Source organism: Campylobacter sp. CFSAN093226 (assembly GCF_012897595.1).
In the GTDB taxonomy this organism is placed as follows: Bacteria; Campylobacterota; Campylobacteria; order Campylobacterales; family Campylobacteraceae; genus Campylobacter_D; species Campylobacter_D jejuni.
Genome location: NZ_CP040608.1, coordinates 531491 through 551533 on the forward strand (window position 1 = coordinate 531491; position 20043 = coordinate 551533).

The following is a 20043-nucleotide window of genomic DNA, read 5'->3' on the forward strand; positions in this document are numbered from 1 at the left end:
GCATGAACCACCTTTTAATCCTTTATAATCCCTACTATCAAGAAGATGTCATCAAGCAACATTTAAGCATTTTACAAGAGAAATCCCAAGTTGCCTTTGGCAAAATCAAATCAAAACTCAACGATCAAGAAAAGCAAAATTCCTTAGAAGAAATTTACCAAAGTACAAATGAAGAAAATTTCTTGCAACTCTTTTTAAGCGATTATGCTAATTTATTTGTCGCTAAGGTGGTAAAAATTTCTAAAAATGTTGATGAAAGTTTGATTCCTAGTTATTATAAAGAAAAAAATTTAGAAGTGGAAGACTTTTTTATTATTAGTGATTTAAGAGAATTGGTCAGGGAAGATTTTAGTCGTTTAAGAGATAAATTTTTAGCCAATTTCATCACACCAAACGATCACACCTATGCTATCTATGGCAATCATTACACCTATCCTTTGCCTGTGAGATTAAAAGAAGAGTGTTCTTATTTTTTAGGAGATGAAAAGCATTATCTAAGTGTGTATAAAAGCAAAGAATACCTAGCCATGCAAGAAAATTTCATACGCTTTGTTTTTGGCAAAAGGATTTTTTATCTCTTACACTCTGATAGCATAAGCAATATCATTCATGCAGAATTAGAGCTTTTGCAAAGCGAAAACGATCTTTTAAATGATTTTACAAGTATTATAGTCAAATACTCTAAAACCTTAGAATATGAAATTTACGCTTTTGCCAAAAAAGTTCTTTTAAAAGCTTGTATGAAAGATCCTAGCCTTTATGATTTAGCTTATAATGTCCAAGGCAAATCTTTTATACTTAAAGATTTTTTTACCCAAAAACCCAATCTTGGAAGTATTAAATTTCTACTCAGACATGAAAATATCCAATGTCATTTAGGAAAAAGTTTAACTCAATTTATCAATTATCCTTTTTCAAAAAGTCTTACTATCATTCAAGAAATCCGTAATGAAGCCGTTCATGCGAAAGCCCCAAGTTTAAATGAAGTCAAAAAACTTAGAAATGAAATTTTAGGCATAGAAGGCGTAAGTTTGTTAAAAAGAATTTTAACCCACAAGGAAATTTCATGAAAGAATACGACAAATTAAGCATACGCTTGGTGCAGATTTTATCAAAATTTAACAATGGGGAAAGTCTAAGCGCCCAAGAGCTTGCACAAGAGTTTAATGTCGATACAAGAACCATACAAAGGGATCTTAACGAAAGACTTACTTTTATGCCTATTAAAAAAGAAAATGGAAGATATGTTTTAGAAAGCTTTGCTTTGGGAAAATTAAGCTTTAAAGATATACAGAATTTCGCCACCTTAAGTGGCATTGCTGAGCTTTATCCAAAACTCGATCAAGGCTTTATAGTTGATCTTTTAAGCCATAGGGTAAATAAAGTTTTGATGGTAAAAAATGAAGGTTTTCAAAAGGTGGATTATGAGCTTTTTAAAGATCTTAGTGTGGCTATACTCAAACACAATGTATTAAATTTTTTCTATAAGGAAAAAGAACGCCAAATCAAACCTTACAAACTCGTAAATTACAAGGGAATTTGGTATCTTTTAGGGGATGAAAACGATAAATTAAAACATTTTAATTTAGATAAAATTTCAAAACTTCGCACTAAAAATGAAAATTTTATTCCCAATGAAAAACTTGAGGAACAAATCCAAAATGATCCTAATATCTGGCTTGGAGAAAGCAAAGAAGTGATTTTAAAACTTGATAAAAATGCTAAGGAATATTTTTTTAGAAAAGAAATACTAAGCAATTATCAAATCATTGATAAAGATGAAACAAGCTATACTTTAAGCACTCAAGTTTCCTATGAAGATGAAATTTTACATTTGGTTAAACAGTGGATTCCTTATATAAAAATTCTAGCTCCTATAGAACTGAAAATACGGCTAGAAGATATTTTAAAAAGTTATTTAAACAATCTATCTAAATAAAATTTATTTTAAATCCTTAACTGGTTGCGAAGGGGAGATTTGAACTCCCGACCTTCGGGTTATGAGCCCGACGAGCTAACCACTGCTCTACTTCGCGGCATATAAGATCTTTGAAATATAAAATAAGAAGTGGATGGGGTAAAGGGATTCGAACCCCTGAATGACAGGACCAAAACCTGTTGCCTTACCGCTTGGCGATACCCCAATAAATATTTTTTAAAAGTGTGATTATAATGAATTTTAATTTATTTGTCAAGCAATTTAAGTTATAATTTTAAAAATTTTAAGGAAATAAAAATGAAATTTGTTAGCGTAGAACAAGCGATTAAGGATTTACAAGCAGGAAAAATGCTTGTTATGGTAGATGCAGAAGATAGAGAAAATGAAGGCGATTTAATCTTTCCTGCGCAATTTAGCACTCAAGAAAAAGTAAATTTCATGATAAAAGAAGCTCGTGGTGTGGTTTGTGTAGCCTTAGATGAAACTTTGGCAAAAAAATTTGAACTTCCTTTAATGGTGCCTAAAAATACTTCAAACCACGAAACTGCTTTTACTATAACCGTAGATGCAAAAGATGCTACAACGGGAGTTAGCGCCTATGAAAGAAATATGACTATACAAATTTTTGCCGATGATAATGCTAAAGCGAGTGATTTTGTAAGACCAGGACATATCAATCCTTTAATCGCAAAAAAAGGTGGGGTTTTAGAACGCACAGGTCATACAGAAGGCACGGTTGATCTTTGTAAATTAGCAGGATTAAAAGGTGCTTGTGTGATTTGTGAAATTGTAAAAGATAATGGAGATATGGCAAGAAGAGAAGATCTAGAAATTTTTTGCCAAAAACATGATTTAAATATGATAGCCGTAAGCGATCTTATAGAATATCGCCTAAAACATGAAAGCCTTATTAAGCTTGAAGAAAAAAGTCAAAGTGTTTTAGCAGGCTTTAAAGCAGAAAAATTTATCTTTAGTGATCATAATCAAACCCAACACATAGCTTTTTGCTTTAAAGATATCAAAAAATGTGAAAATGTTAAATTTCATATCAGTGGTAGTGATTTTGAGCTTTTAACTTCAGATAAATTTTCAAAACTTTTAGAGCAAATCAAATTTCTTAGTGAAAATGGTGGCGTTATAGTTTTCATGCAAGGAGAAAAATCCAGTACTACTCAATACAAAAACTATGGTATAGGAGCACAGATTTTAAGATATTTTGGTATAGAAGAAATTAAACTTTTATCTCAAAGTTGTGATAAAGACTATATAGGTTTAGAAGGTTTTGGTTTAAATCTTAAAGCTTGTAATTTTAACTAAAAAGGAAAAAAATGACTTTAAAAGAACAAATTTTAAACGATATCAAAGAGGCAATGAAACAAAAAGATGATTTTAAAAGAGATAGTTTAAGAACTCTAAATGCAGCTTTTAAGCAAATAGAAGTGGATGAAAGAATAGAGTTGGATAATGAAAGAATTTATAAAATCATTGCAAGTGAAATCAAAAAACGCAAAGACGTAATCGAACTTTATCTTAAGGCAAATCGTGAAGATTTAGCACAAAAAGAACAAAATGAAATAAGTCTTTTTGAAATTTATCTGCCTAAACAACTAAGTGATGAGGAGTTAACTTTAGCCTTAAAACAACTTATAGAAGAATTGGGCGTAAGTTCACTAAAAGAACAAGGTTTGGTAATGAAAGAAGCTAAAATAAAATTAGGTGCGAGTGTTGATGGCAAAAGACTTAATTTAGCACTTAAAGAGCTTTTACAATAATTTTTTGGAGTGTTATTATGAAAGAGTTAAGCGGTTCGGCAATGATTTGCGAGGCTTTAAAAGAAGAAAATGTTAAAATTGTTTTTGGTTATCCTGGAGGCGCTGCGCTTAATATTTATGATGAAATTTACAATCAAAAGTATTTTAAACATATTTTAGTGCGTCATGAACAAGCGGCTTTGCATGCTGCTGATGCTTACGCAAGAATGAGCGGAGAAGTGGGCGTAGCTATAGTTACAAGCGGACCAGGTTTTACAAATACTATTACAGGTCTAGCTACGGCTTATAGCGATTCTATCCCTTTGGTGTTGATTTCAGGGCAGGTGGCAAATTCTCTTATTGGTACAGATGCTTTTCAAGAAATTGATGCAGTAGGCATTTCAAGACCTTGTGTAAAGCATAATTATTTAGTTACTTGTATAGAAGAGTTTCCACGCATTTTAAAAGAGGCTTTTTATATAGCAAGAAGTGGTAGACCTGGGCCTGTGCATATAGATGTGCCAAAAGACGTAAGTGCAACTTTGGGACTTTGGGAATACTCTAAAGAAATTTCCATGAAGACTTATAAGCCCGTTTATAAGGGTAACTCAAAGCAAATTAAAAAATTTGCAGAGCTTTTAAAAGAAGCAAAAAGACCTTTGTTTTACTTAGGTGGAGGTTGCATCAGTTCTAATGCAAGCGAGCAAATCAGAGAGCTTATAAAATTTACAAAAATTCCAGCAGTTGAAACTTTGATGGCGCTTGGAACTTTAAGAAGTGATGATGTTTTTAATCTTAAAATGGCAGGCATGCATGGAAGCTATGCTGCTAATATGGCTTTAAGTGAGTGTGATTTGCTTGTGAGTGTAGGAGCGAGATTTGATGATAGGATTACAGGAAAAACAAGTGAATTTGCTAAACATGCGACTATAGTTCATGTTGATATTGATCCTAGTTCTATTTCAAAGATTATCAATGCGCATTATCCTATAGTAGGAGATATTAAAGAAGTTCTTAAAGAGCTTTTAGAAGAGCTTAAAAAGGAAAATTTCAACACAACTTTTAAAGAATGGCATGAAACTTTAAAGCGTTATAATGAACTTTATCCGCTTTCTTATGAAGATAGCAATGAGATTTTAAAACCGCAATGGGTGATTGAAGAATGTGCGAAAATGGCTCCAGATGCAAGGATTATTACCGATGTGGGTCAGCATCAAATGTGGGTAGCGCAGTTTTATCCTTTTAATTATCCAAGACAACTTGCAACAAGTGGAGGGCAAGGAACTATGGGATATTCTTTACCTGCTGCTTTGGGTGCAAAGCTTGCTGTGGGTGAAGAAGTGGTGATTAATTTCGTAGGTGATGGATCGGTTTTAATGAATATCCAAGAGCTTATGACTGCTTATGAGTATGGTATAAAAGCTATAAATATTATTTTAAATAATGCCTTTTTAGGTATGGTAAGACAATGGCAAAGTATGTTTTATAAAGAGCATTTTTCACAAACTGATTTAAGCACTCAGCCTGATTTTATCAAAATAGCTCAAGGTTTTGGTTGTGAAGGTTATGAAATTTCAAACAAAGAAGAATTCATTCAAGCTTTTAGCCAAGCTTTAAAAAGTGATAAAACCTCTCTTTTAAATGTAAAAATTGATCGCTTTGAAGATGTTTTACCTATGGTGCCTGCAGGAGGTGCGATTTATAATATGATTTTACCAAAGGCAAAGGATAGACAATGAGAAGGGTTTTATCGGTAATTGTTTTAAATGAGCATGGGGTTTTATCTCGTATAGTAGGACTTTTTTCAGGAAGAGGTTATAATATTGACTCGCTTACAGTAGCACCTTTGGAAAATAAAGAATTTTCTCGTATTAATATAGTCACTTCAGGAAATGAAAGAACTTTTGAGCAGATAGTCAAACAACTTCATAAGCTCATTCCTACTTATAAAGTGATAGAAAGTGAAGAATTTATTGACAAAGAAATGGCTTTAGTGAAAATTCCTTTAAATGAAAATTTAGGTGGACTTGATGCCGTTTTGAAAGCTTATAATGGTACTATTGCAAATAGCAATGAGAATTTTTTGTTTTTAATGGTTGCTGATGATGCAAATCGCATTGATAATTTTTTAAAAACAATTAAAAAATACAATCCTAGTGATATAGTTCGCAGTGGATCTGTTTTGATGGAGATTAAATGAAATTAAGTGAAATAGCAGAATTTTTAAGCTTGGAATATAAAGGCGAGGATATAGAAATCAGTGCTTTAAATTCTTTATTGAAAGCAAATTTTACAGAGCTTACTTATTGTGATGGTGAGAAAAATACCAAAGATATACCTCACACAGGAGCTGCTGCTATTTTAGTATCTAAAGAATATGAAAATTTAGTACCTAAAGATACTAAAGCTTTGATTACTCAAAGTCCACATTTGAGTTTTGCTTTTTTAAGCAAGCTTTTTGCTAAACCTTTGATAAGCACAGCTAAAGAAAAAGTACAAAATATCGCAAAAAGCGCAAGAATCATGCCTAATGTTTATATAGGTGATAATGTAAATATCGGTGAAAATGTAATCATTATGGCAGGAGCTTATATAGGCGATAATGTCAGCATTGGTGATGAGAGTATTATTCATCCTAATGTAGTGATTTATAATGATACTAAAATCGGTAAAAAATGTCATCTGCTTGCTAATTGTGTAATAGGAAGTGACGGTTTTGGTTATGCGCACAATAAAAACGGCGAACATTATAAAATTTATCATAATGGCAACGTGGTTTTAGAAGATTTTGTAGAAGTGGGGGCTTGTACAACTATAGATAGAGCAGTTTTTGATAGTACTATTATCAAAGCAGGTACTAAGGTAGATAATCTAGTTCAAATCGGACATAATTGCAATATAGGTCAAAATTGTATCATTGTGGCACAAACTGGAATTTCAGGTTCAAGTGAGTTAGGACGCAATGTTATTATGGGTGGTCAAAGTGCAACGAGTGGACATTTAAAAATAGGCGATTTTAGCACTATAGCTGCAAGAGGCGGTGTGAGTAAAAATTTAGAAGGCGGGCGTGTTTATGGAGGTTTTCCTATCATGCTTCAAAAAGATTGGCTAAAACTTCAAGCTAAAATAGCAATAAATTTTAAAGAAAAATCACAAGATTAGCATCGCATCGCCATAAGAGTAAAAGCGATATTTTTCTTTTATGGCGAGTTCATAAAGTTTTAAACACTGTTCTCTACCGATAAAAGCTGAAACTAGCATGATAAGAGTAGATTTTGGTAAATGAAAATTGGTTAAAAGATGATTTTGTCTTATAGGTGGATTTTGCGGGTGTAAAAAAAGATCACAAAAACCATTTTTTGTTTTAGTTCTTGTATAATATTCTATGGTTCTTGTTACCGTTGTTCCTACGCCTAAAATAGCTTGTTTAGAATCTATAATTTCACATGCTTGCTGCGGAATATTAAAAAATTCGCTATGCATTTTATGCTCTTGTATATTTTCACATTCCACGCTTTTAAAGGTTCCAGCTCCTACATGCAAGGTTAAATGATAAATTTCGTGTTTTTTTCTTAAATTTTCAAGCATAGTCTCACTAAAATGTAAACTTGCAGTCGGAGCAGCCACTGCGCCTAAATTTTTTGCAAAGATACTTTGATAATCTTTCAAATCACTTTTTTCATCCTCCCTTTTAATATAAGGAGGCAAGGGTATATGTCCTATCTTGTCAAGCAGGTTGTAAAGATTTGAGGTGTCTAAGGTTTTATCATTTTGAAAAAATTGAACTTTTCGAAGACCATCATTTAAAAGTTCTACAACGCGTACTTTTAAATCCTCTTTAAAATATAAGATTTCATCTTTTTTAATGCGCCCTTTAATTTGAGCTAGAAAAAGCGGATTGTGAGAATTTAAAAAAGGTTGATGCAAGAAAAGCTCTATTTTTCCTCCGCTTGCTTTATTGCCATAAATTCTTGCTTTAATAACTTTGGTATCATTGAAAAAAATCGCGCAGTTGGGTAAAAAGTCTTGTAAATTTTTAAAAGTAGTATGAAAAATTTCTTTGTTTTTGCGATCAAAAACCAAAAGCCTAGCATCTTCTTTTGGATTTGTAGGATAGTTGGCTATGAGTTCATTAGCTAGAGTGTAATCATAGCTTGAAAGAAGTAAGTCTTTATTCATCACTTTCTTTATCTTTTGGAGCAGGATTTACCTTTTGAACAATTAAAATAGAAAGTCCATAAAGTCCGCAAAGTGGTCCTGCCATTAAAAATTGAGATAAAACATCAGGTGGAGTCATAAAGGCTGAAAAAACAAAAATAACTAAAACAGCTATGCGAAAATGGCGTTTTAAAAAACTATCATCTATAAGTCCGATTTTAGCAAAGAAAAAGGCAATTACAGGCATTTCAAAAGCTAAGCCAAAAGCCACAACAACTTTGGTAAAAAAATCTACATAAGTTCCTATGGTAATCACAGGATTAAAATCTTCATTTAAACCAAAATTAATCAAAAATTTAAAAGCCAAAGGCACTACAACAAAATAGCAAAAACAAGCCCCAAAGGCAAACATAATGCTTGCAAAGCTAACAAAAGGCACTACAAGGCGTTTTTCATTATCATAAAGTCCTGGAGCTACAAATTTCCAAAATTGCCAAAAAATTACAGGTAGAGAAAAGATAAAGGCTGCAAAAAAACTAACCTTCATTGCGGTAAATAAGGCTTCTTGTACTTCAATTACATTCACATGTTTGGCTACTTCGGGTAAAACAGCTATAAGTGGAGCTTTTAGAATATCTAAGATATAGCTTCGTAGAGCAAAACATACAATAAACATAACTACAATGCAAGCAACGCTTATAAAAAGGCGTTTTCTAAGTTCTATTAAATGAGGTCTTAATTCTTCAAACATTTATTTTTCCGTTTTTATCTTGTGTTTCTAATTTGCTAAGATTTGGTTTTTCTTCTGTATTTAAATTTTGTCCGCTAAGGTTATTTTTTACTTTATCATCTCTGCTATCAAAGGTTAAATCTACCTTTGTTTTATCTAAAATATCTCTCTTAAGGTCATCAAATTCTTCAAAGCTGAGTTTTTTGCGTATATTTTCATTAGTGCTTGAAAATTCATCTTTGTATTTCTTAGCTTCTTCTTTTAAGTCATTGATGCGTATTTCTTTTTCTATGCTTGATTTTGCATCATCTATGTTGCGTTTTACAGCCTTTAGAATTTTTGCTATTTGTACTATAGCTTCTGGAAGTTTATCAGGTCCTAAGACTAAAATCGCTACAACTAAAATAACTATAATTTCACCAAAACTCATTAATCATTACTCTTTGATTTGATATTTTAATAAATATTTTACTTAAAAAACTTAAATTTAAGATGAGAGATATAAAGCAAGTTCATCGCTAATGAGAAAATTAGGATTAAAATATCTTTTATTTTTGTAAAAAAGTTTTTTTTCTTTTAATAATATATTTATTTTGTCTTTTTGCCATTGATTGAGTTTTGTTTCATCAATCCCTACTATACTTCTAAGTCCTAAAAATAGGTGCTCTAAATTCAAGTCTTTGGAACTTAGTTGCTCTATAGATCTAAAAGTAGGATTTTCTATGTAATTTTTTAAATTTTTTGCTGTATAAAAACGCTTATTTTCATAAAATCCTACTGCACTTAATCCACAAGCTAGGTAGTTTTTTCCTTGCCAATAAGCAAGATTATGTTTGCAAATTTGGGCTTTGGTTTTTGAAAAATTACTGATTTCATATTGAAAAAAGTCAAGCTCTAGAAGTTGTTTGATGAAAAATTTCATTAAATTAGGAGCATTTTTTTTGAAATGTTCTTTTTTAGCAAAGGCTGTGTTTGATTCTATGGTTAAATTATAAGCACTAAGGTGTGTGATTAAATCCTTGATTTGTTTTAAGTGTAAGAGTTCAAATTCAAGCATTTTTTTATTGTCTAATTTCGTATCATAAATAAGATCTAAATTGATATTTTTAAAACCTACTTTATTTGCGTTTTCTAATGTTTTGATAATCATTTCTTGATTGTGAATTCTTCCAAGAAAGTGAAGTTTTTTAGGATGAAAACTTTGAACTCCAAAAGAAATGCGATTAACTCCTAGATTTTTCATATTTTTAAGCCAATTTAATGTTGCTGAGTTGGGATTAGCTTCGCATGAAATTTCTACATTTTTATCTAGTAAGGGATATAAAATTTTAAAAATATCTTCATAATTATACGCATTAACACAACTTGGTGTTCCTCCGCCTATGAATAAGGTTTTAATTTGATTTGATTGAATGTTAAATTGTTTTAATTGAAAAACAATATCTTCTTTTAAAGCCTTAAAATAGGCTTTTTCATAATCATTTTTTTTCAAACTTGTAAAAGCGCAATAATTACATTTGCTTTCACAAAATGGAATATGGATATAAAAATGCATAAAAACCCTAAAATATTTTATTAAATTTTTTAATGTATTTTAATAAAAATTTGATTTGATTTAGGTTAAAATTATATCCTTGAGATTTAAGGAACAATATTGTGGAAAACGAGAAAAATTATAGACCAAATGTTGCAGCTATTGTTTTATCAAGTTCTTATCCTTTTGAGTGTAAGATTTTTATAGCTAGAAGAAGTGATATGGATAATATTTGGCAATTTCCACAAGGAGGTATTGATAAAGGTGAAAGTGTCAAAAACGCTTTATTTAGAGAACTAAAAGAAGAAATAGGCACTGATGAGGTTGAAATCATTGCTGAGTATCCAGAATGGTTGAGTTATGATTTTCCGAGTAAAATTGTTAAAAAAATGTATCCTTATGATGGGCAGATTCAAAAATATTTTTTAGTGCGTTTAAAGCACGGTGCTACAATCAATATCAATACTAAGCATCCTGAATTTGATGATTATCAATTTGTGAGTGTTAAACAAATTTTTGAAATGATTAATCATTTCAAAAAAAATATTTATGTTAGAGTGATCAAATATTTTGAAGAGAAAGGTTATATCTAAAATGCTTATAGTTCAAAAATATGGTGGAACAAGCGTTGGAACACTTGAGCGTATCGAAGCAGTAGCCAATAGGGTTATCCAAAGTGCGCAACAGGGTAATCAACTTGTTGTTGTAGTATCTGCAATGAGTGGGGTGACAAATACTCTTATCGAGCAAGCTGAATATTTTAGTAAAACTCCTAATGGTAAAGATATGGATATGCTTTTAAGCAGCGGAGAGCGTGTAACAAGCGCTTTACTTTCTATTGCTTTAAATGAAAAGGGTTGTCCCGCTATATCGTTTTCTGGGAGAAAAGCAGGAATTATTACAGATAGTGTTTTTACAAAGGCAAGAATTCATCATATTGATACAAAAGCGATAAAATCAGAACTTCAAAATGGTAAAATAGTTGTTATAGCAGGTTTTCAAGGTGTAGATGAGGAAGGTAATGTAACTACCTTAGGGCGTGGTGGAAGCGACTTAAGTGCTGTGGCGGTGGCAGGTGCCTTAAATGCGGATTTGTGTGAAATTTATACCGATGTTGATGGGGTTTATACAACAGATCCAAGAATTGAACCAAAGGCAAAGAAATTGGATAAAATTTCTTATGAAGAAATGCTTGAACTTGCAAGTTTAGGTGCAAAAGTTTTGCAAAATCGCTCTGTAGAACTTGCAAAAAAATTAAATGTTAATTTAGTAACTAGAAGTAGTTTTAACAATAACGAAGGAACAATGATAACAAAGGAAGATGGAATGGAACAAGCTTTAGTAAGTGGTATTGCTTTGGATAAAAATCAAGCAAGAGTGACTTTAAGAAATATAGAAGATAAGCCTGGAATCGCAGCTGAAATTTTTTCTGTTTTAGCAAATGAAAATATTAATGTAGATATGATTATACAAAATGTTGGAGTTGATGGTGCTACAAATTTGGGTTTTACGGTTCCTCAAAATGAACTTGAATTAGCCAAAAATGCTATGCAAAAAATTTTAAGCTCAAAAACAACTATAGAAAGTGATAGTGCTGTAGTAAAAGTTTCTATAGTCGGCGTAGGTATGAAATCACATTCAGGAGTGGCAAGTAAAGCTTTTAAAGCTTTAGCTGATGAGGGGATTAATATCGGTATGATTTCTACTAGTGAAATAAAAATTTCAATGATAGTTCATGAAAAATACGGAGAACTTGCAGTTAGAGCACTACATGAGTGCTACGGACTTGATAAATAAATGAGTGATTTTTTAAGTTTTACTCTTGAAAATATTCGCAATGGCGGAGCTTTTATGGCATGGTTGGAGTCGCGTCGTTTAGAATGGGCTCCTTTGATGGCTGCAAGACTTAAATATCTTTTAGAAGGACGCACTTTTGTATTAATGTGTGATGAACAAAGATCTTGGTATGAAGAGTATTTTTTAAAAAATATAAATTCAAAAGCCACTCGTCCCATGCTCCCTTTTGTGTCGTTAAATTCTTTATGTAAGAAGAAAGTACAAAGTTCAGAAGATATAGCTTTACTTAATGACTTGCTTGACATTTCTTTTCCTAATGGTTATGTATATTTTTATATAGGAAGTGCTTCTGATAATAAATCTTTAATCGCTAAATCAAGAGATGATAGTTTATTGTGGCTTTTTGATGAGCAGTTACAAGATAGTTTTTATTTAAATTCTAAAGATAAAGACTTGGATATCAAGCTTATTAGTTTATATCAACTTTTTGATGTAAGTTTGGATGCAATATTATTTTCCAAGGTGCAATTAGGATAAATATTTTGTTTATTAGTAAGATTATTATCAGTGAAGATTTTTTAGGTATTAAGGAAGAAATGATTAATAATTTTGGTATTAAAAAATTAAGATTTTTTATACCACAAAATGAATTTTTACTTGATGATGCAAGAGCGGTTGAAAAAGAAAGCTATATCGCAGAAACTGAAGAAAAAATTATTGTTTTAATGGCGGATTCTTATAGGATAGAAGCGCAAAATTTTTTACTTAAACTCCTTGAAGAACCTCCAAAAAATATTAAATTTCTTATTGTGATACCTTCTAAAAATTTACTTTTACCTACTATAAAATCACGTCTTATTTGTGAAAAAAGAAAAGTTGAAAAGGAAGTTAAAAAACTTGATTTAGATCTTAAAAGAATGGATTTAAGAATGCTTTTTGATTTTTTGCAAAAAAATGAAAATTTGGATAAAAATGAACTTATGGATCAAATCGCATTGCTTGCTAAAGAATGTGTGAAATATAAAGATTTTAACGCTGAAGAATTAGAGTTTTTTTATGAAAGTTATGAGCTTGCAAAATTAAATTCTAAAAGCGGGGTGCTTTTAGCTACTCTTTTATTAAATTACTATACAAAGAAATAAAATGAAATTTTTTAAAATCAATCCAAACACCGATTTTAATTTGCTTTGTTCTTTCATAAACCCTCATAAAATGGGACAAAAGATCATGAGTGAAAAAACAAAAATTCATTTTATTTTTATCAAAGATATTTCTACTCCTGCGGCAAATATTTTAAAACAAGATGCTTTAAGAGTAGGAGCTGAACTTATTACTCATAAAGAAGTAATTACTGCAAAAATCACTCATTCAAATGCGCTTTTAATGGCAAGTAAAGAGCAAATTCAAAAGCTTGTTGTCAAAGAAAAACTTCAAGATTTTGGACTTAAAAATTTGGCTCTTTTTTTGCAAAAAGATTTTTTAAAACCGAAAAAAGCCGAGCTTATGGCAGTGATTAATGTCAATGAAGACAGTTTTAATGCAAAAAGTCGTGTGAGTGAAGAAGACTTTGAAAAAAGGCTTAATGACTTTCTTGCTTTAAAGCCTGAATATATCGATATAGGTGCGGTAAGCTCAAGACCTGGGAGTGAGTATTGTGGCAAGGAAGAGGAATTTAAAAGACTGAAAAAAGTACTTGACTTAATTTATGAGAAAAATTATTACGAACAAGCAATTTTTAGTTTAGATAGTTTTGATGAATATTGTCTAGAATATGCTTTAAATAAGGGTTTTAAACTCATTAATGATATTACAAGTTTAAGAAATCTTAATCTAGCCAAACTTGCAAGTAAATATGGGGCAAAATATTGCTTAATGCACATGCAAAACAATCCAAATAACATGCAAGATAATCCTTTTTATGAAGATTTGCTTGATGAGATGACTTTGTTTTTTAAAGAAAAACTTGAGCTTTTAGAAAGTTTTGGAGTAAAAGAAAGTATTTTAGATGTAGGTATTGGTTTTGGAAAGAGTGCGGGGCATAATATGATTTTAATCAAACACTTAGAACATTTTTTGCAATTTAATAAACCTTTACTTATAGGTGCGAGTCGTAAAAGTGTGATTAATGCGTATTTTCAAAGCGAGATTAAAGATCGTTTAGCGGGAACTTTATATTTGCATTTAAAGGCTTTTGAAAATGGTGCTAGTATTATAAGAGTGCATGATTTATATGAGCATAAACAACTTTTTGCTTTAGCGCAGGCAATGGATAATATAGGAGTTTAGATGAAAAAAGAAGAGTATTTAGAAAAAGTTGCTTTAGCTAATTTGTGGATGAGGGCATATTATGAAAAAGATGAACCCTTGGCTAGCGATGAAGAATACGATGCTTTAATCAGAGAATTAAGAGTTTTTGAAGAACAAAATAAAGATGAAATTTCAAAAGACTCTCCAACGCAAAAAATAGCTCCTACTATACAAAGTGAGTTTAAAAAAATAGCTCATTTAAAGCGTATGTGGTCGATGGAAGATGTGTTTGATGAGAGTGAGCTTAGAGCTTGGGCAAAACGCGCAAAATGTGAAAAAAACTTTTTTATAGAGCCTAAATTTGATGGAGCGAGTTTAAATTTGCTTTATGAAAATGGTAAATTAGTAAGCGGCGCCACTAGGGGCGATGGCGAAGTGGGTGAGGATATAACGCTTAATGTTTTTGAGATAGAAAATATACCTAAAAATATAGCCTATAAAGAAAGGATAGAAATTCGTGGAGAAGTGGTGATTTTAAAAGATGATTTTGAGAAAATCAACGAAAAAAGAGCCCTTTTAAATCAAAGTTTATTTGCCAATCCACGCAATGCTGCAAGTGGGAGTTTAAGGCAGCTTGATACAAGCATCACTAAAGAAAGAAATTTGAAATTTTATCCTTGGGGAGTAGGGGAAAATACCTTAAATTTCACCAAACACAGCGAGGTGATGCAATTTATCAGAGAGCTTGGTTTTTTAAAGGATGATTTTGTAAGACTTTGCGCTAATTTAGACGAAGTTTTGAAAGCTTATGATGAGCTTTTAGCTCTAAGAGAAAAAAAACCTATGATGATGGATGGAATGGTGGTAAGAGTTGATGATCTTGCACTTTGTGAAGAATTAGGCTATACGGTAAAATTTCCAAAATTTATGGCAGCTTTTAAATTTCCTGCGCTTGAAAAAACCACGCGTTTAATAGGGGTAAATTTACAAGTAGGAAGAAGTGGAGTGATCACTCCTGTGGCAGTTTTAGAACCTGTAAATTTAGATGGGGTTGTAGTAAAATCAGCCACCCTTCATAATTTTGATGAAATTGCAAGACTTGATGTTAAAATCAATGATTTTGTAAGCGTGATAAGAAGTGGCGATGTTATCCCTAAAATCACTAAGGTTTTTAAAGAGCGTAGAGAAGGTTTAGAGATGGAAATTTCACGCCCTAAGCTTTGTCCTACTTGCCAAAGTGAGCTTTTGGATGAAGGAACTTTAATAAAATGTCAAAATATAGATTGTGAAGATAGACTTGTAAATTCTATCATTCATTTTGTTTCTAAAAAATGTCTTAATATCGACGGACTGGGAGAAAATATAGTAGAACTTTTATACAAGCACAAAAAAATCACTACGCTTGAGAGTATTTTTCATTTAAAATTTAATGATTTTGAAGGTTTGGAAGGCTTTAAAGAAAAGAAAATTAACAATCTTTTAAATGCCATAGAACAAGCAAGAGAATGTGAGCTTTTTCGTTTTATCACAGCTTTAGGAATAGAGCATATTGGCGAGGTTGCGGCTAAAAAATTAAGTTTAAGTTTTGGTAAAGAGTGGTACAAGCAAAGCTTTGAAGCTTATGCCAATTTAGAAGGTTTTGGAGAGCAAATGGCTTTAAGTCTTTGCGAATTTACGCGTGTTAATCGCACAAGAATTGATGAGTTTTACAAGCTTTTAAATTTGAAAATAGAAAAACTTGAAATCAAAAGCGATGGTGTGATTTTTGGTAAAACTTTTGTGATTACAGGCACTCTTTCACGCCCAAGAGATGAGTTTAAGGCTTTGATAGAAAAGCTTGGGGGTAAGGTAAGCGGCTCGGTTTCTAAAAAGACTGACTATGTGCTTTTTGGAGAAGAGGCAGGTTCTAAGCTTAGTAAGGCTAAAGAGCTTGAAGTAAAATGTATAGATGAAAGTGCTTTTAATGAGCTTGTTAAAGAATAGTTCTTATATTTTAACGCTTTTAAGCCTTTTTGGCTTTTTGCTAACTTGGCAAAGGAGTGCTTTTTCTTTATTTTTTTTAATTTCTATTTTTTTAACACTTTTTTGGGAATTCTTTTTATTTTTAAAGCTTAGAAAAAATATTATAAAAGAAGCTACTTTGATTAAGGGAAGTTTGTTTTATCGTGTTAGTATGGGGGATTTTTATCTTTATATTTTTAGTTTTTTCTTGGCGATTTTTGGACTTGTTTCTTTATTTTTAAATTTTTTAAATCTTGAAAAAATTGATTTTGTTTTTATATTTATAATTTTACCTTTATTGATGATATTTTTAAAAAAAGAATTGCATTTGCAATTTGTAGATAATGCTTATAATGATTTTAGAATAGTTGTTATCGCTAGTTTTTTTACTGCTTTATTTTATGCATTTTATGGGCTTTTTTTTACTTACAATGAACTTTTAAATTTAGAACTTTTTTCTAGGAAAATCATTGCCTATAAGAGTGCTTCTTTTGTTTATTTTGATTTTTTATCTGAATTTTTACATTTTGTTTCAAATTTAAAATTTTTTATTTTTTCTTATTTTGGATATTTGGGGTTTAGGGCTTTAAATTTTATTTTTGATTTTTTTAATTTTTTTATGTTTTGTTCTCTTTTGGCTTTTGTTTTTAATTTTGTTTTGAAAATAAAGATAAAAATAATTGTTTTATTTTTATGTTTTATCATGGTTTTAGGAAATTATTTTTTAAAAGAGCAAAGAAATAATGCCTTAAAATCCGAACAAGAGCAAATACTTTTATGGATGAATAATTTTAATTTTTTAAAAGATAATAACTTAAGTTTAATTCAAAAAGAAAAAGATCTTTTTGAAAAAGATCTTAAAGATCTTAGAGAAATTTTTAAAAAAAATGCTTTTGAAATAGGTATTTGGTGGTTTTCTAAAGAAAAAGAAGACTTAGAAAAAAGAATAAATGAGAGTTTAAAATGAGATTTGATTTTTTTGTTTCAAAGCGTTTAAATATCAGTAGAAATAAAGCCTTAGAGCTTATAGAAAATGAAGAGATTTTACTTAATGGTAAGAGTTTTAAAGCTTCTTTTGATGTGAAAAATTTTTTAGAAAATTTAAAAAAAACGCAAGATTTAAATCCTGAAGATATACTTTTAGCCAATGAGTTAAAATTGGATCTTTTAAGTGAAATTTATGTTTCAAGAGCAGCTTTGAAATTAAAAAAATTTTTAGAAGAAAATGATATTGAAATAAAACATAAAAATTGTCTTGATATAGGATCTAGTACGGGCGGTTTTGTTCAAATTTTACTTGAAAATCAGGCTTTAAAAATCACTGCTCTTGATGTGGGTAGTAATCAACTCCATCCAAGTTTAAGAGTAAATGAAAAAATTATCTTGCATGAAAATACAGATCTTAGAGCCTTTAAAAGTGAAGAAAAATTTGAACTTGTTACTTGTGATGTGAGTTTTATTTCTCTTATTAATTTACTTTATTATATTGATAATTTAGCTTTAAAGGAAATTATTTTACTTTTTAAACCTCAGTTTGAAGTGGGAAAAAATATCAAAAGAGATAAAAAAGGTGTTTTAAAAGATGATAAGGCAATCTTAAAGGCAAGAATGGATTTTGAAAAAGCATGTGCTAAATTGGGTTGGCTTTTAAAAAATACGCAAAAATCAAGCATTAAAGGAAAGGAAGGTAATGTTGAATATTTTTACTACTATATCAAAAATTAATATTACCTCTTTAGCCATAGGTTGTTTTGATGGTATGCATTTAGGACATCTAAAACTTGTAAAATGTTTAGATGAGAATGGGGCTTTATTAGTTATTAATAAATTTAAGGGTCAATTTCTTTGTTCAAATCGTCAAAAAGAAGAAATTTCAGGAAAAAAAGTTATAGAAGTGGATTTTGAAAGTATAAAATCTTTAGATGGTAGAGATTTTTTAAGCTTTTTGAAAAAAGAATTTGTCAATTTAAAATTTATAGTGGTGGGATATGATTTTTCTTTTGGGAAAAATAGAGCTTATAATGCTAAAGATATTGAGTCTTTAAGTGGGATAAAAACTATAATAGTTGATGAATTTAGCATAGACGGAATAGGTGTTCATGCAAGTTTAATTAAGGATTTTTTATCAAAAGCAAATTTGCAAAAAGCAAAAGAATTTTTAGGAAGAGATTATAGTATCAAAGGGAAGATGATTAAAGGACAAGGTTTGGGCTCTAAAGAACTTTTTGCGACTATAAATTTAGATTGTGAAGGTTATTTTTTACCTCAAAATGGTGTTTATGTTACTTTGTTAAAAAGTCAAAGAAAAACTTATAAAAGTGTGAGTTTTTTAGGTGTAAGATCAAGCGATGAAAATTTTGCTATAGAAAGTCATATTTTAGAAGAATTGGGTGAAAATTTCACGCAAGGAGAGTTTTTTGAACTCGAGTTTATATCTTTTCTAAGAGAGAATCAAAAATTTCAAGATCTAAAAAAACTTAAAAATCAAATTGCTAAAGACATAGAGCAAGCTAGAGAATTATTAAGGAAAAATGATGAAAGATGAACTTTTTAAACAAAGCCCTAAAAAACAATTTGAATTTGATAAAAGCGTGGCTAGTGTTTTTGATGATATGATCAATCGTTCTGTACCATTTTATAGAGAAAATTTAGAACTTTGTGGCAATTTATTGGCTAAAATTTTACCTACAAATGCAAGTGTTTGCGATTTGGGCTGCTCAAGTGCTAATTTTTTGATTTTTTTGGCAAATCTAAGAAAGGATTTTAAACTTTTTGGCGTGGATAATTCTGCTTCCATGCTTGAAGTTGCAAAATCAAAAGCTAAAGCTTATGGGCTTGATATAAGTTTTTTTGAAGCTAATTTATGCGAATTTGATTTTTTTACTTGCGATGTTTTTGTAGCAAATTATACCATGCAGTTTATTCGTCCTCCTAAAAGACAAGAATTGCTTGATCAAATTTATAAAAATTTAAACTCTAAAGGCATTTTGATTATGAGTGAAAAAATCCTTTATGAAGATGCTTTTTTGTCTAAAAATATCATAGAACTTTATGCTGATTATAAAGAAAAACAAGGCTATTCTAAGTTTGAAATCGCAGCTAAAAGAGAAGCTTTGGAAAATGTTTTAATTCCTTATAGTCAAAAAGAAAATTTAAATATGCTAGAAAAGGCAGGTTTTAAGAAAATAGAAAGTATTTTTAAATGGGCAAATTTTGAAACTTTCATAGCTTTTAAGGATTAGAAATATTTTCATCTTCCCATTCATCTTTTGGAAAACCTATCTTATATGCATTAACACAATCTTGACTAATGATAGCTTTGTGTCTGCATTCTAAACTTCTTTTTTTTGCTTCCTCGGGGTGATTTTGATAATATTCTACACTTTTGGTTTGTTCGCATGCTGCAAAAAATATACCAATAAGGCTTAAAAAAAGAGTTATTTTCATGGTCATTTTTCCTGTGTCATATTAACATCATCGCTAAAGATAGAACTTTGATTGTTTTCTGTTGTTTTGGAAGGATAAATTTCAGAAGGTGTTTCTGCTATAGGTGGTATTATAATACTTTCATTATTTTCTGAACTTTGGTTAATATCTTTTGTGGTTTTTTCTTTTTTTAAATCATTTTGTTTTAAAGCTTCTAATATTTGATTATCAGATTTTTTCGGTGTGTTTGGACTGTATTTACCCTCTTCATTTGTTGGTTTAACACCAACTTTTAATGCATTAATACAATCTTCGCTAAGAGTTCCGCTTTCTTTGCATTCTTTCGCTTTTTCTTTTGCTTCGCTAGGAAGATTTTTGTAGTAATTTTCTGTTTTACTATCACAAGCTGTTATATTAATAACTATTAAAATTGCAAGTAAAATACTTAGTCTTCGCATTT

Annotated in this window: 23 protein-coding genes and 2 tRNA genes; 17 read left to right on the plus strand and 8 right to left on the minus strand. The window is 30.4% G+C overall.

The annotated features are described in order from the left end of the window. The first annotated feature begins 2 nt into the window (after nucleotides 1-2). Together FBF02_RS02830 and FBF02_RS02835 are read left to right on the plus strand one after the other, a co-directional pair. On the plus strand, nucleotides 3-1070 hold the full coding sequence (locus FBF02_RS02830) for an HP0729 family protein (RefSeq protein ID WP_002852192.1): 1068 nt from the start codon (nucleotides 3-5) through the stop codon (nucleotides 1068-1070). Continuing rightward, a complete protein-coding gene (locus tag FBF02_RS02835; RefSeq protein WP_002852073.1) occupies nucleotides 1067-1939 on the plus strand; it encodes a YafY family protein in 873 nt (290 codons plus the stop codon). Before FBF02_RS02830 ends, FBF02_RS02835 begins: the two co-directional genes overlap by 4 nt. 21 nt (nucleotides 1940-1960) lie before the next feature. On the opposite strand, the gene FBF02_RS02840 is transcribed toward FBF02_RS02835, so the two are convergent. Together FBF02_RS02840 and FBF02_RS02845 are read right to left on the minus strand one after the other, a co-directional pair. Next, a tRNA-Met gene (locus FBF02_RS02840) sits at nucleotides 1961-2036 on the minus strand. A gap of 33 nt (nucleotides 2037-2069) precedes the next feature. After that, nucleotides 2070-2144: transfer RNA gene (locus tag FBF02_RS02845), tRNA-Gln, on the minus strand. Between the two features lie 92 nt (nucleotides 2145-2236). On the opposite strand from FBF02_RS02845, the gene FBF02_RS02850 reads away from it, so the two are divergent. Genes FBF02_RS02850 through lpxD form a run of 5 tightly spaced genes read left to right on the plus strand, consistent with a single transcriptional unit; the run spans nucleotide 2237 to nucleotide 6852 of the window. Then, a complete protein-coding gene (locus FBF02_RS02850; protein WP_002852104.1) occupies nucleotides 2237-3256 on the plus strand; it encodes a bifunctional 3,4-dihydroxy-2-butanone 4-phosphate synthase/GTP cyclohydrolase II in 1020 nt (339 codons plus the stop codon). Nucleotides 3257-3267: 11 nt separating this feature from the next. Next, entirely contained in the window at nucleotides 3268-3711 is a 444-nt protein-coding gene (locus FBF02_RS02855) for a GatB/YqeY domain-containing protein (protein ID WP_002858625.1), read from the plus strand. 17 nt (nucleotides 3712-3728) lie between these two features. Further along, the gene (locus FBF02_RS02860; RefSeq protein WP_002852093.1) at nucleotides 3729-5429 is read left to right on the plus strand and encodes an acetolactate synthase large subunit; all 1701 of its coding nucleotides are present in this window, start codon (nucleotides 3729-3731) and stop codon (nucleotides 5427-5429) included. Beyond that, entirely contained in the window at nucleotides 5426-5890 is a 465-nt protein-coding gene (gene ilvN / locus FBF02_RS02865) for an acetolactate synthase small subunit (protein ID WP_002852211.1), read from the plus strand. Before FBF02_RS02860 ends, ilvN begins: the two co-directional genes overlap by 4 nt. Further along, on the plus strand, nucleotides 5887-6852 hold the full coding sequence (gene lpxD, locus FBF02_RS02870) for a UDP-3-O-(3-hydroxymyristoyl)glucosamine N-acyltransferase (RefSeq protein ID WP_002852180.1): 966 nt from the start codon (nucleotides 5887-5889) through the stop codon (nucleotides 6850-6852). The genes ilvN and lpxD overlap by 4 nt, the downstream gene beginning before the upstream one ends. Here the strand turns inward: lpxD and queA are convergent. From queA to hemW, 4 genes are read right to left on the minus strand one after another with little or no spacing between them, the layout of a single operon-like run. After that, entirely contained in the window at nucleotides 6841-7869 is a 1029-nt protein-coding gene (gene queA, locus FBF02_RS02875) for a tRNA preQ1(34) S-adenosylmethionine ribosyltransferase-isomerase QueA (RefSeq protein WP_002852279.1), read from the minus strand. The two genes, lpxD and queA, sit on opposite strands and share 12 nt — an antisense overlap. Beyond that, the gene (gene tatC / locus FBF02_RS02880) at nucleotides 7862-8599 is read right to left on the minus strand and encodes a twin-arginine translocase subunit TatC (protein ID WP_002852171.1); all 738 of its coding nucleotides are present in this window, start codon (nucleotides 8597-8599) and stop codon (nucleotides 7862-7864) included. Before tatC ends, queA begins: the two co-directional genes overlap by 8 nt. Continuing rightward, a complete protein-coding gene (gene tatB, locus FBF02_RS02885; protein WP_002852097.1) occupies nucleotides 8592-9008 on the minus strand; it encodes a Sec-independent protein translocase protein TatB in 417 nt (138 codons plus the stop codon). The genes tatC and tatB overlap by 8 nt, the downstream gene beginning before the upstream one ends. Before the next feature lie 57 nt (nucleotides 9009-9065). Beyond that, the gene (hemW, locus tag FBF02_RS02890) at nucleotides 9066-10133 is read right to left on the minus strand and encodes a radical SAM family heme chaperone HemW (protein ID WP_002852262.1); all 1068 of its coding nucleotides are present in this window, start codon (nucleotides 10131-10133) and stop codon (nucleotides 9066-9068) included. A gap of 101 nt (nucleotides 10134-10234) precedes the next feature. On the opposite strand from hemW, the gene FBF02_RS02895 reads away from it, so the two are divergent. Genes FBF02_RS02895 through cmoA form a run of 10 tightly spaced genes read left to right on the plus strand, consistent with a single transcriptional unit; the run spans nucleotide 10235 to nucleotide 19399 of the window. Then, on the plus strand, nucleotides 10235-10705 hold the full coding sequence (locus tag FBF02_RS02895) for an RNA pyrophosphohydrolase (RefSeq protein ID WP_002852091.1): 471 nt from the start codon (nucleotides 10235-10237) through the stop codon (nucleotides 10703-10705). Between the two features lies 1 nt (nucleotide 10706). Beyond that, nucleotides 10707-11909 carry an aspartate kinase gene (locus FBF02_RS02900; protein ID WP_002852266.1) on the plus strand — a complete coding sequence of 401 codons (1203 nt, stop codon included), beginning with the start codon at nucleotides 10707-10709 and terminating at the stop codon, nucleotides 11907-11909. Further along, nucleotides 11910-12446, plus strand: a complete 537-nt coding sequence (locus tag FBF02_RS02905) for a HobA family DNA replication regulator (protein ID WP_002852154.1) — start codon at nucleotides 11910-11912, stop codon at nucleotides 12444-12446. A 5-nt stretch (nucleotides 12447-12451) separates the two neighbouring features. Then, nucleotides 12452-13051: a DNA polymerase III subunit delta' gene (locus tag FBF02_RS02910; RefSeq protein ID WP_002852167.1), complete on the plus strand. Its 600-nt coding sequence runs from the start codon at nucleotides 12452-12454 to the stop codon at nucleotides 13049-13051. A gap of 1 nt (nucleotide 13052) precedes the next feature. After that, a complete protein-coding gene (gene folP / locus FBF02_RS02915) occupies nucleotides 13053-14195 on the plus strand; it encodes a dihydropteroate synthase (RefSeq protein WP_002858587.1) in 1143 nt (380 codons plus the stop codon). After that, nucleotides 14196-16139, plus strand: coding sequence for an NAD-dependent DNA ligase LigA (gene ligA, locus FBF02_RS02920; protein WP_002852062.1), 1944 nt, complete (start codon nucleotides 14196-14198; stop codon nucleotides 16137-16139). Next, complete coding sequence (locus FBF02_RS02925) at nucleotides 16120-17124, plus strand: membrane protein (RefSeq protein WP_002852264.1); 1005 nt, start codon at nucleotides 16120-16122, stop codon at nucleotides 17122-17124. The genes ligA and FBF02_RS02925 overlap by 20 nt, the downstream gene beginning before the upstream one ends. After that, nucleotides 17121-17882, plus strand: a complete 762-nt coding sequence (locus tag FBF02_RS02930; protein ID WP_002852328.1) for a TlyA family RNA methyltransferase — start codon at nucleotides 17121-17123, stop codon at nucleotides 17880-17882. The genes FBF02_RS02925 and FBF02_RS02930 overlap by 4 nt, the downstream gene beginning before the upstream one ends. Continuing rightward, the gene (locus FBF02_RS02935; protein WP_002852206.1) at nucleotides 17848-18702 is read left to right on the plus strand and encodes a bifunctional riboflavin kinase/FAD synthetase; all 855 of its coding nucleotides are present in this window, start codon (nucleotides 17848-17850) and stop codon (nucleotides 18700-18702) included. Before FBF02_RS02930 ends, FBF02_RS02935 begins: the two co-directional genes overlap by 35 nt. Continuing rightward, complete coding sequence (gene cmoA, locus FBF02_RS02940) at nucleotides 18689-19399, plus strand: carboxy-S-adenosyl-L-methionine synthase CmoA (protein WP_002859101.1); 711 nt, start codon at nucleotides 18689-18691, stop codon at nucleotides 19397-19399. Before FBF02_RS02935 ends, cmoA begins: the two co-directional genes overlap by 14 nt. Here cmoA and FBF02_RS02945 read toward each other — a convergent pair. Together FBF02_RS02945 and FBF02_RS02950 are read right to left on the minus strand one after the other, a co-directional pair. Further along, nucleotides 19389-19610: an EexN family lipoprotein gene (locus FBF02_RS02945; RefSeq protein WP_002859102.1), complete on the minus strand. Its 222-nt coding sequence runs from the start codon at nucleotides 19608-19610 to the stop codon at nucleotides 19389-19391. The genes cmoA and FBF02_RS02945 overlap by 11 nt on opposite strands. Next, nucleotides 19607-20041 carry an EexN family lipoprotein gene (locus FBF02_RS02950; RefSeq protein ID WP_002855128.1) on the minus strand — a complete coding sequence of 145 codons (435 nt, stop codon included), beginning with the start codon at nucleotides 20039-20041 and terminating at the stop codon, nucleotides 19607-19609. Before FBF02_RS02950 ends, FBF02_RS02945 begins: the two co-directional genes overlap by 4 nt. Between the last annotated feature and the right edge of the window lie 2 nt (nucleotides 20042-20043).

Bases quoted from the DNA above. Each gene is read 5' to 3' on its own strand.
- ilvN (WP_002852211.1), top strand. From the start codon at position 5,426: ATGAGAAGGGTTTTATCGGTAATTGTTTTAAATGAGCATGGGGTTTTA.
- folP (WP_002858587.1), top strand. From the start codon at position 13,053: ATGAAATTTTTTAAAATCAATCCAAACACCGATTTTAATTTGCTTTGT.
- hemW (WP_002852262.1), bottom strand. From the start codon at position 10,133: ATGCATTTTTATATCCATATTCCATTTTGTGAAAGCAAATGTAATTAT.
- FBF02_RS02850 (WP_002852104.1), top strand. From the start codon at position 2,237: ATGAAATTTGTTAGCGTAGAACAAGCGATTAAGGATTTACAAGCAGGA.
- FBF02_RS02930 (WP_002852328.1), top strand. From the start codon at position 17,121: ATGAGATTTGATTTTTTTGTTTCAAAGCGTTTAAATATCAGTAGAAAT.
- ligA (WP_002852062.1), top strand. From the start codon at position 14,196: ATGAAAAAAGAAGAGTATTTAGAAAAAGTTGCTTTAGCTAATTTGTGG.
- lpxD (WP_002852180.1), top strand. From the start codon at position 5,887: ATGAAATTAAGTGAAATAGCAGAATTTTTAAGCTTGGAATATAAAGGC.
- tatC (WP_002852171.1), bottom strand. From the start codon at position 8,599: ATGTTTGAAGAATTAAGACCTCATTTAATAGAACTTAGAAAACGCCTT.
- cmoA (WP_002859101.1), top strand. From the start codon at position 18,689: ATGATGAAAGATGAACTTTTTAAACAAAGCCCTAAAAAACAATTTGAA.
- FBF02_RS02860 (WP_002852093.1), top strand. From the start codon at position 3,729: ATGAAAGAGTTAAGCGGTTCGGCAATGATTTGCGAGGCTTTAAAAGAA.
- queA (WP_002852279.1), bottom strand. From the start codon at position 7,869: ATGAATAAAGACTTACTTCTTTCAAGCTATGATTACACTCTAGCTAAT.
- FBF02_RS02900 (WP_002852266.1), top strand. From the start codon at position 10,707: ATGCTTATAGTTCAAAAATATGGTGGAACAAGCGTTGGAACACTTGAG.
- FBF02_RS02855 (WP_002858625.1), top strand. From the start codon at position 3,268: ATGACTTTAAAAGAACAAATTTTAAACGATATCAAAGAGGCAATGAAA.
- FBF02_RS02935 (WP_002852206.1), top strand. From the start codon at position 17,848: ATGTTGAATATTTTTACTACTATATCAAAAATTAATATTACCTCTTTA.
- tatB (WP_002852097.1), bottom strand. From the start codon at position 9,008: ATGAGTTTTGGTGAAATTATAGTTATTTTAGTTGTAGCGATTTTAGTC.
- FBF02_RS02950 (WP_002855128.1), bottom strand. From the start codon at position 20,041: ATGCGAAGACTAAGTATTTTACTTGCAATTTTAATAGTTATTAATATA.
- FBF02_RS02945 (WP_002859102.1), bottom strand. From the start codon at position 19,610: ATGACCATGAAAATAACTCTTTTTTTAAGCCTTATTGGTATATTTTTT.
- FBF02_RS02830 (WP_002852192.1), top strand. From the start codon at position 3: ATGAACCACCTTTTAATCCTTTATAATCCCTACTATCAAGAAGATGTC.
- FBF02_RS02905 (WP_002852154.1), top strand. From the start codon at position 11,910: ATGAGTGATTTTTTAAGTTTTACTCTTGAAAATATTCGCAATGGCGGA.
- FBF02_RS02835 (WP_002852073.1), top strand. From the start codon at position 1,067: ATGAAAGAATACGACAAATTAAGCATACGCTTGGTGCAGATTTTATCA.
- FBF02_RS02925 (WP_002852264.1), top strand. From the start codon at position 16,120: ATGAGCTTGTTAAAGAATAGTTCTTATATTTTAACGCTTTTAAGCCTT.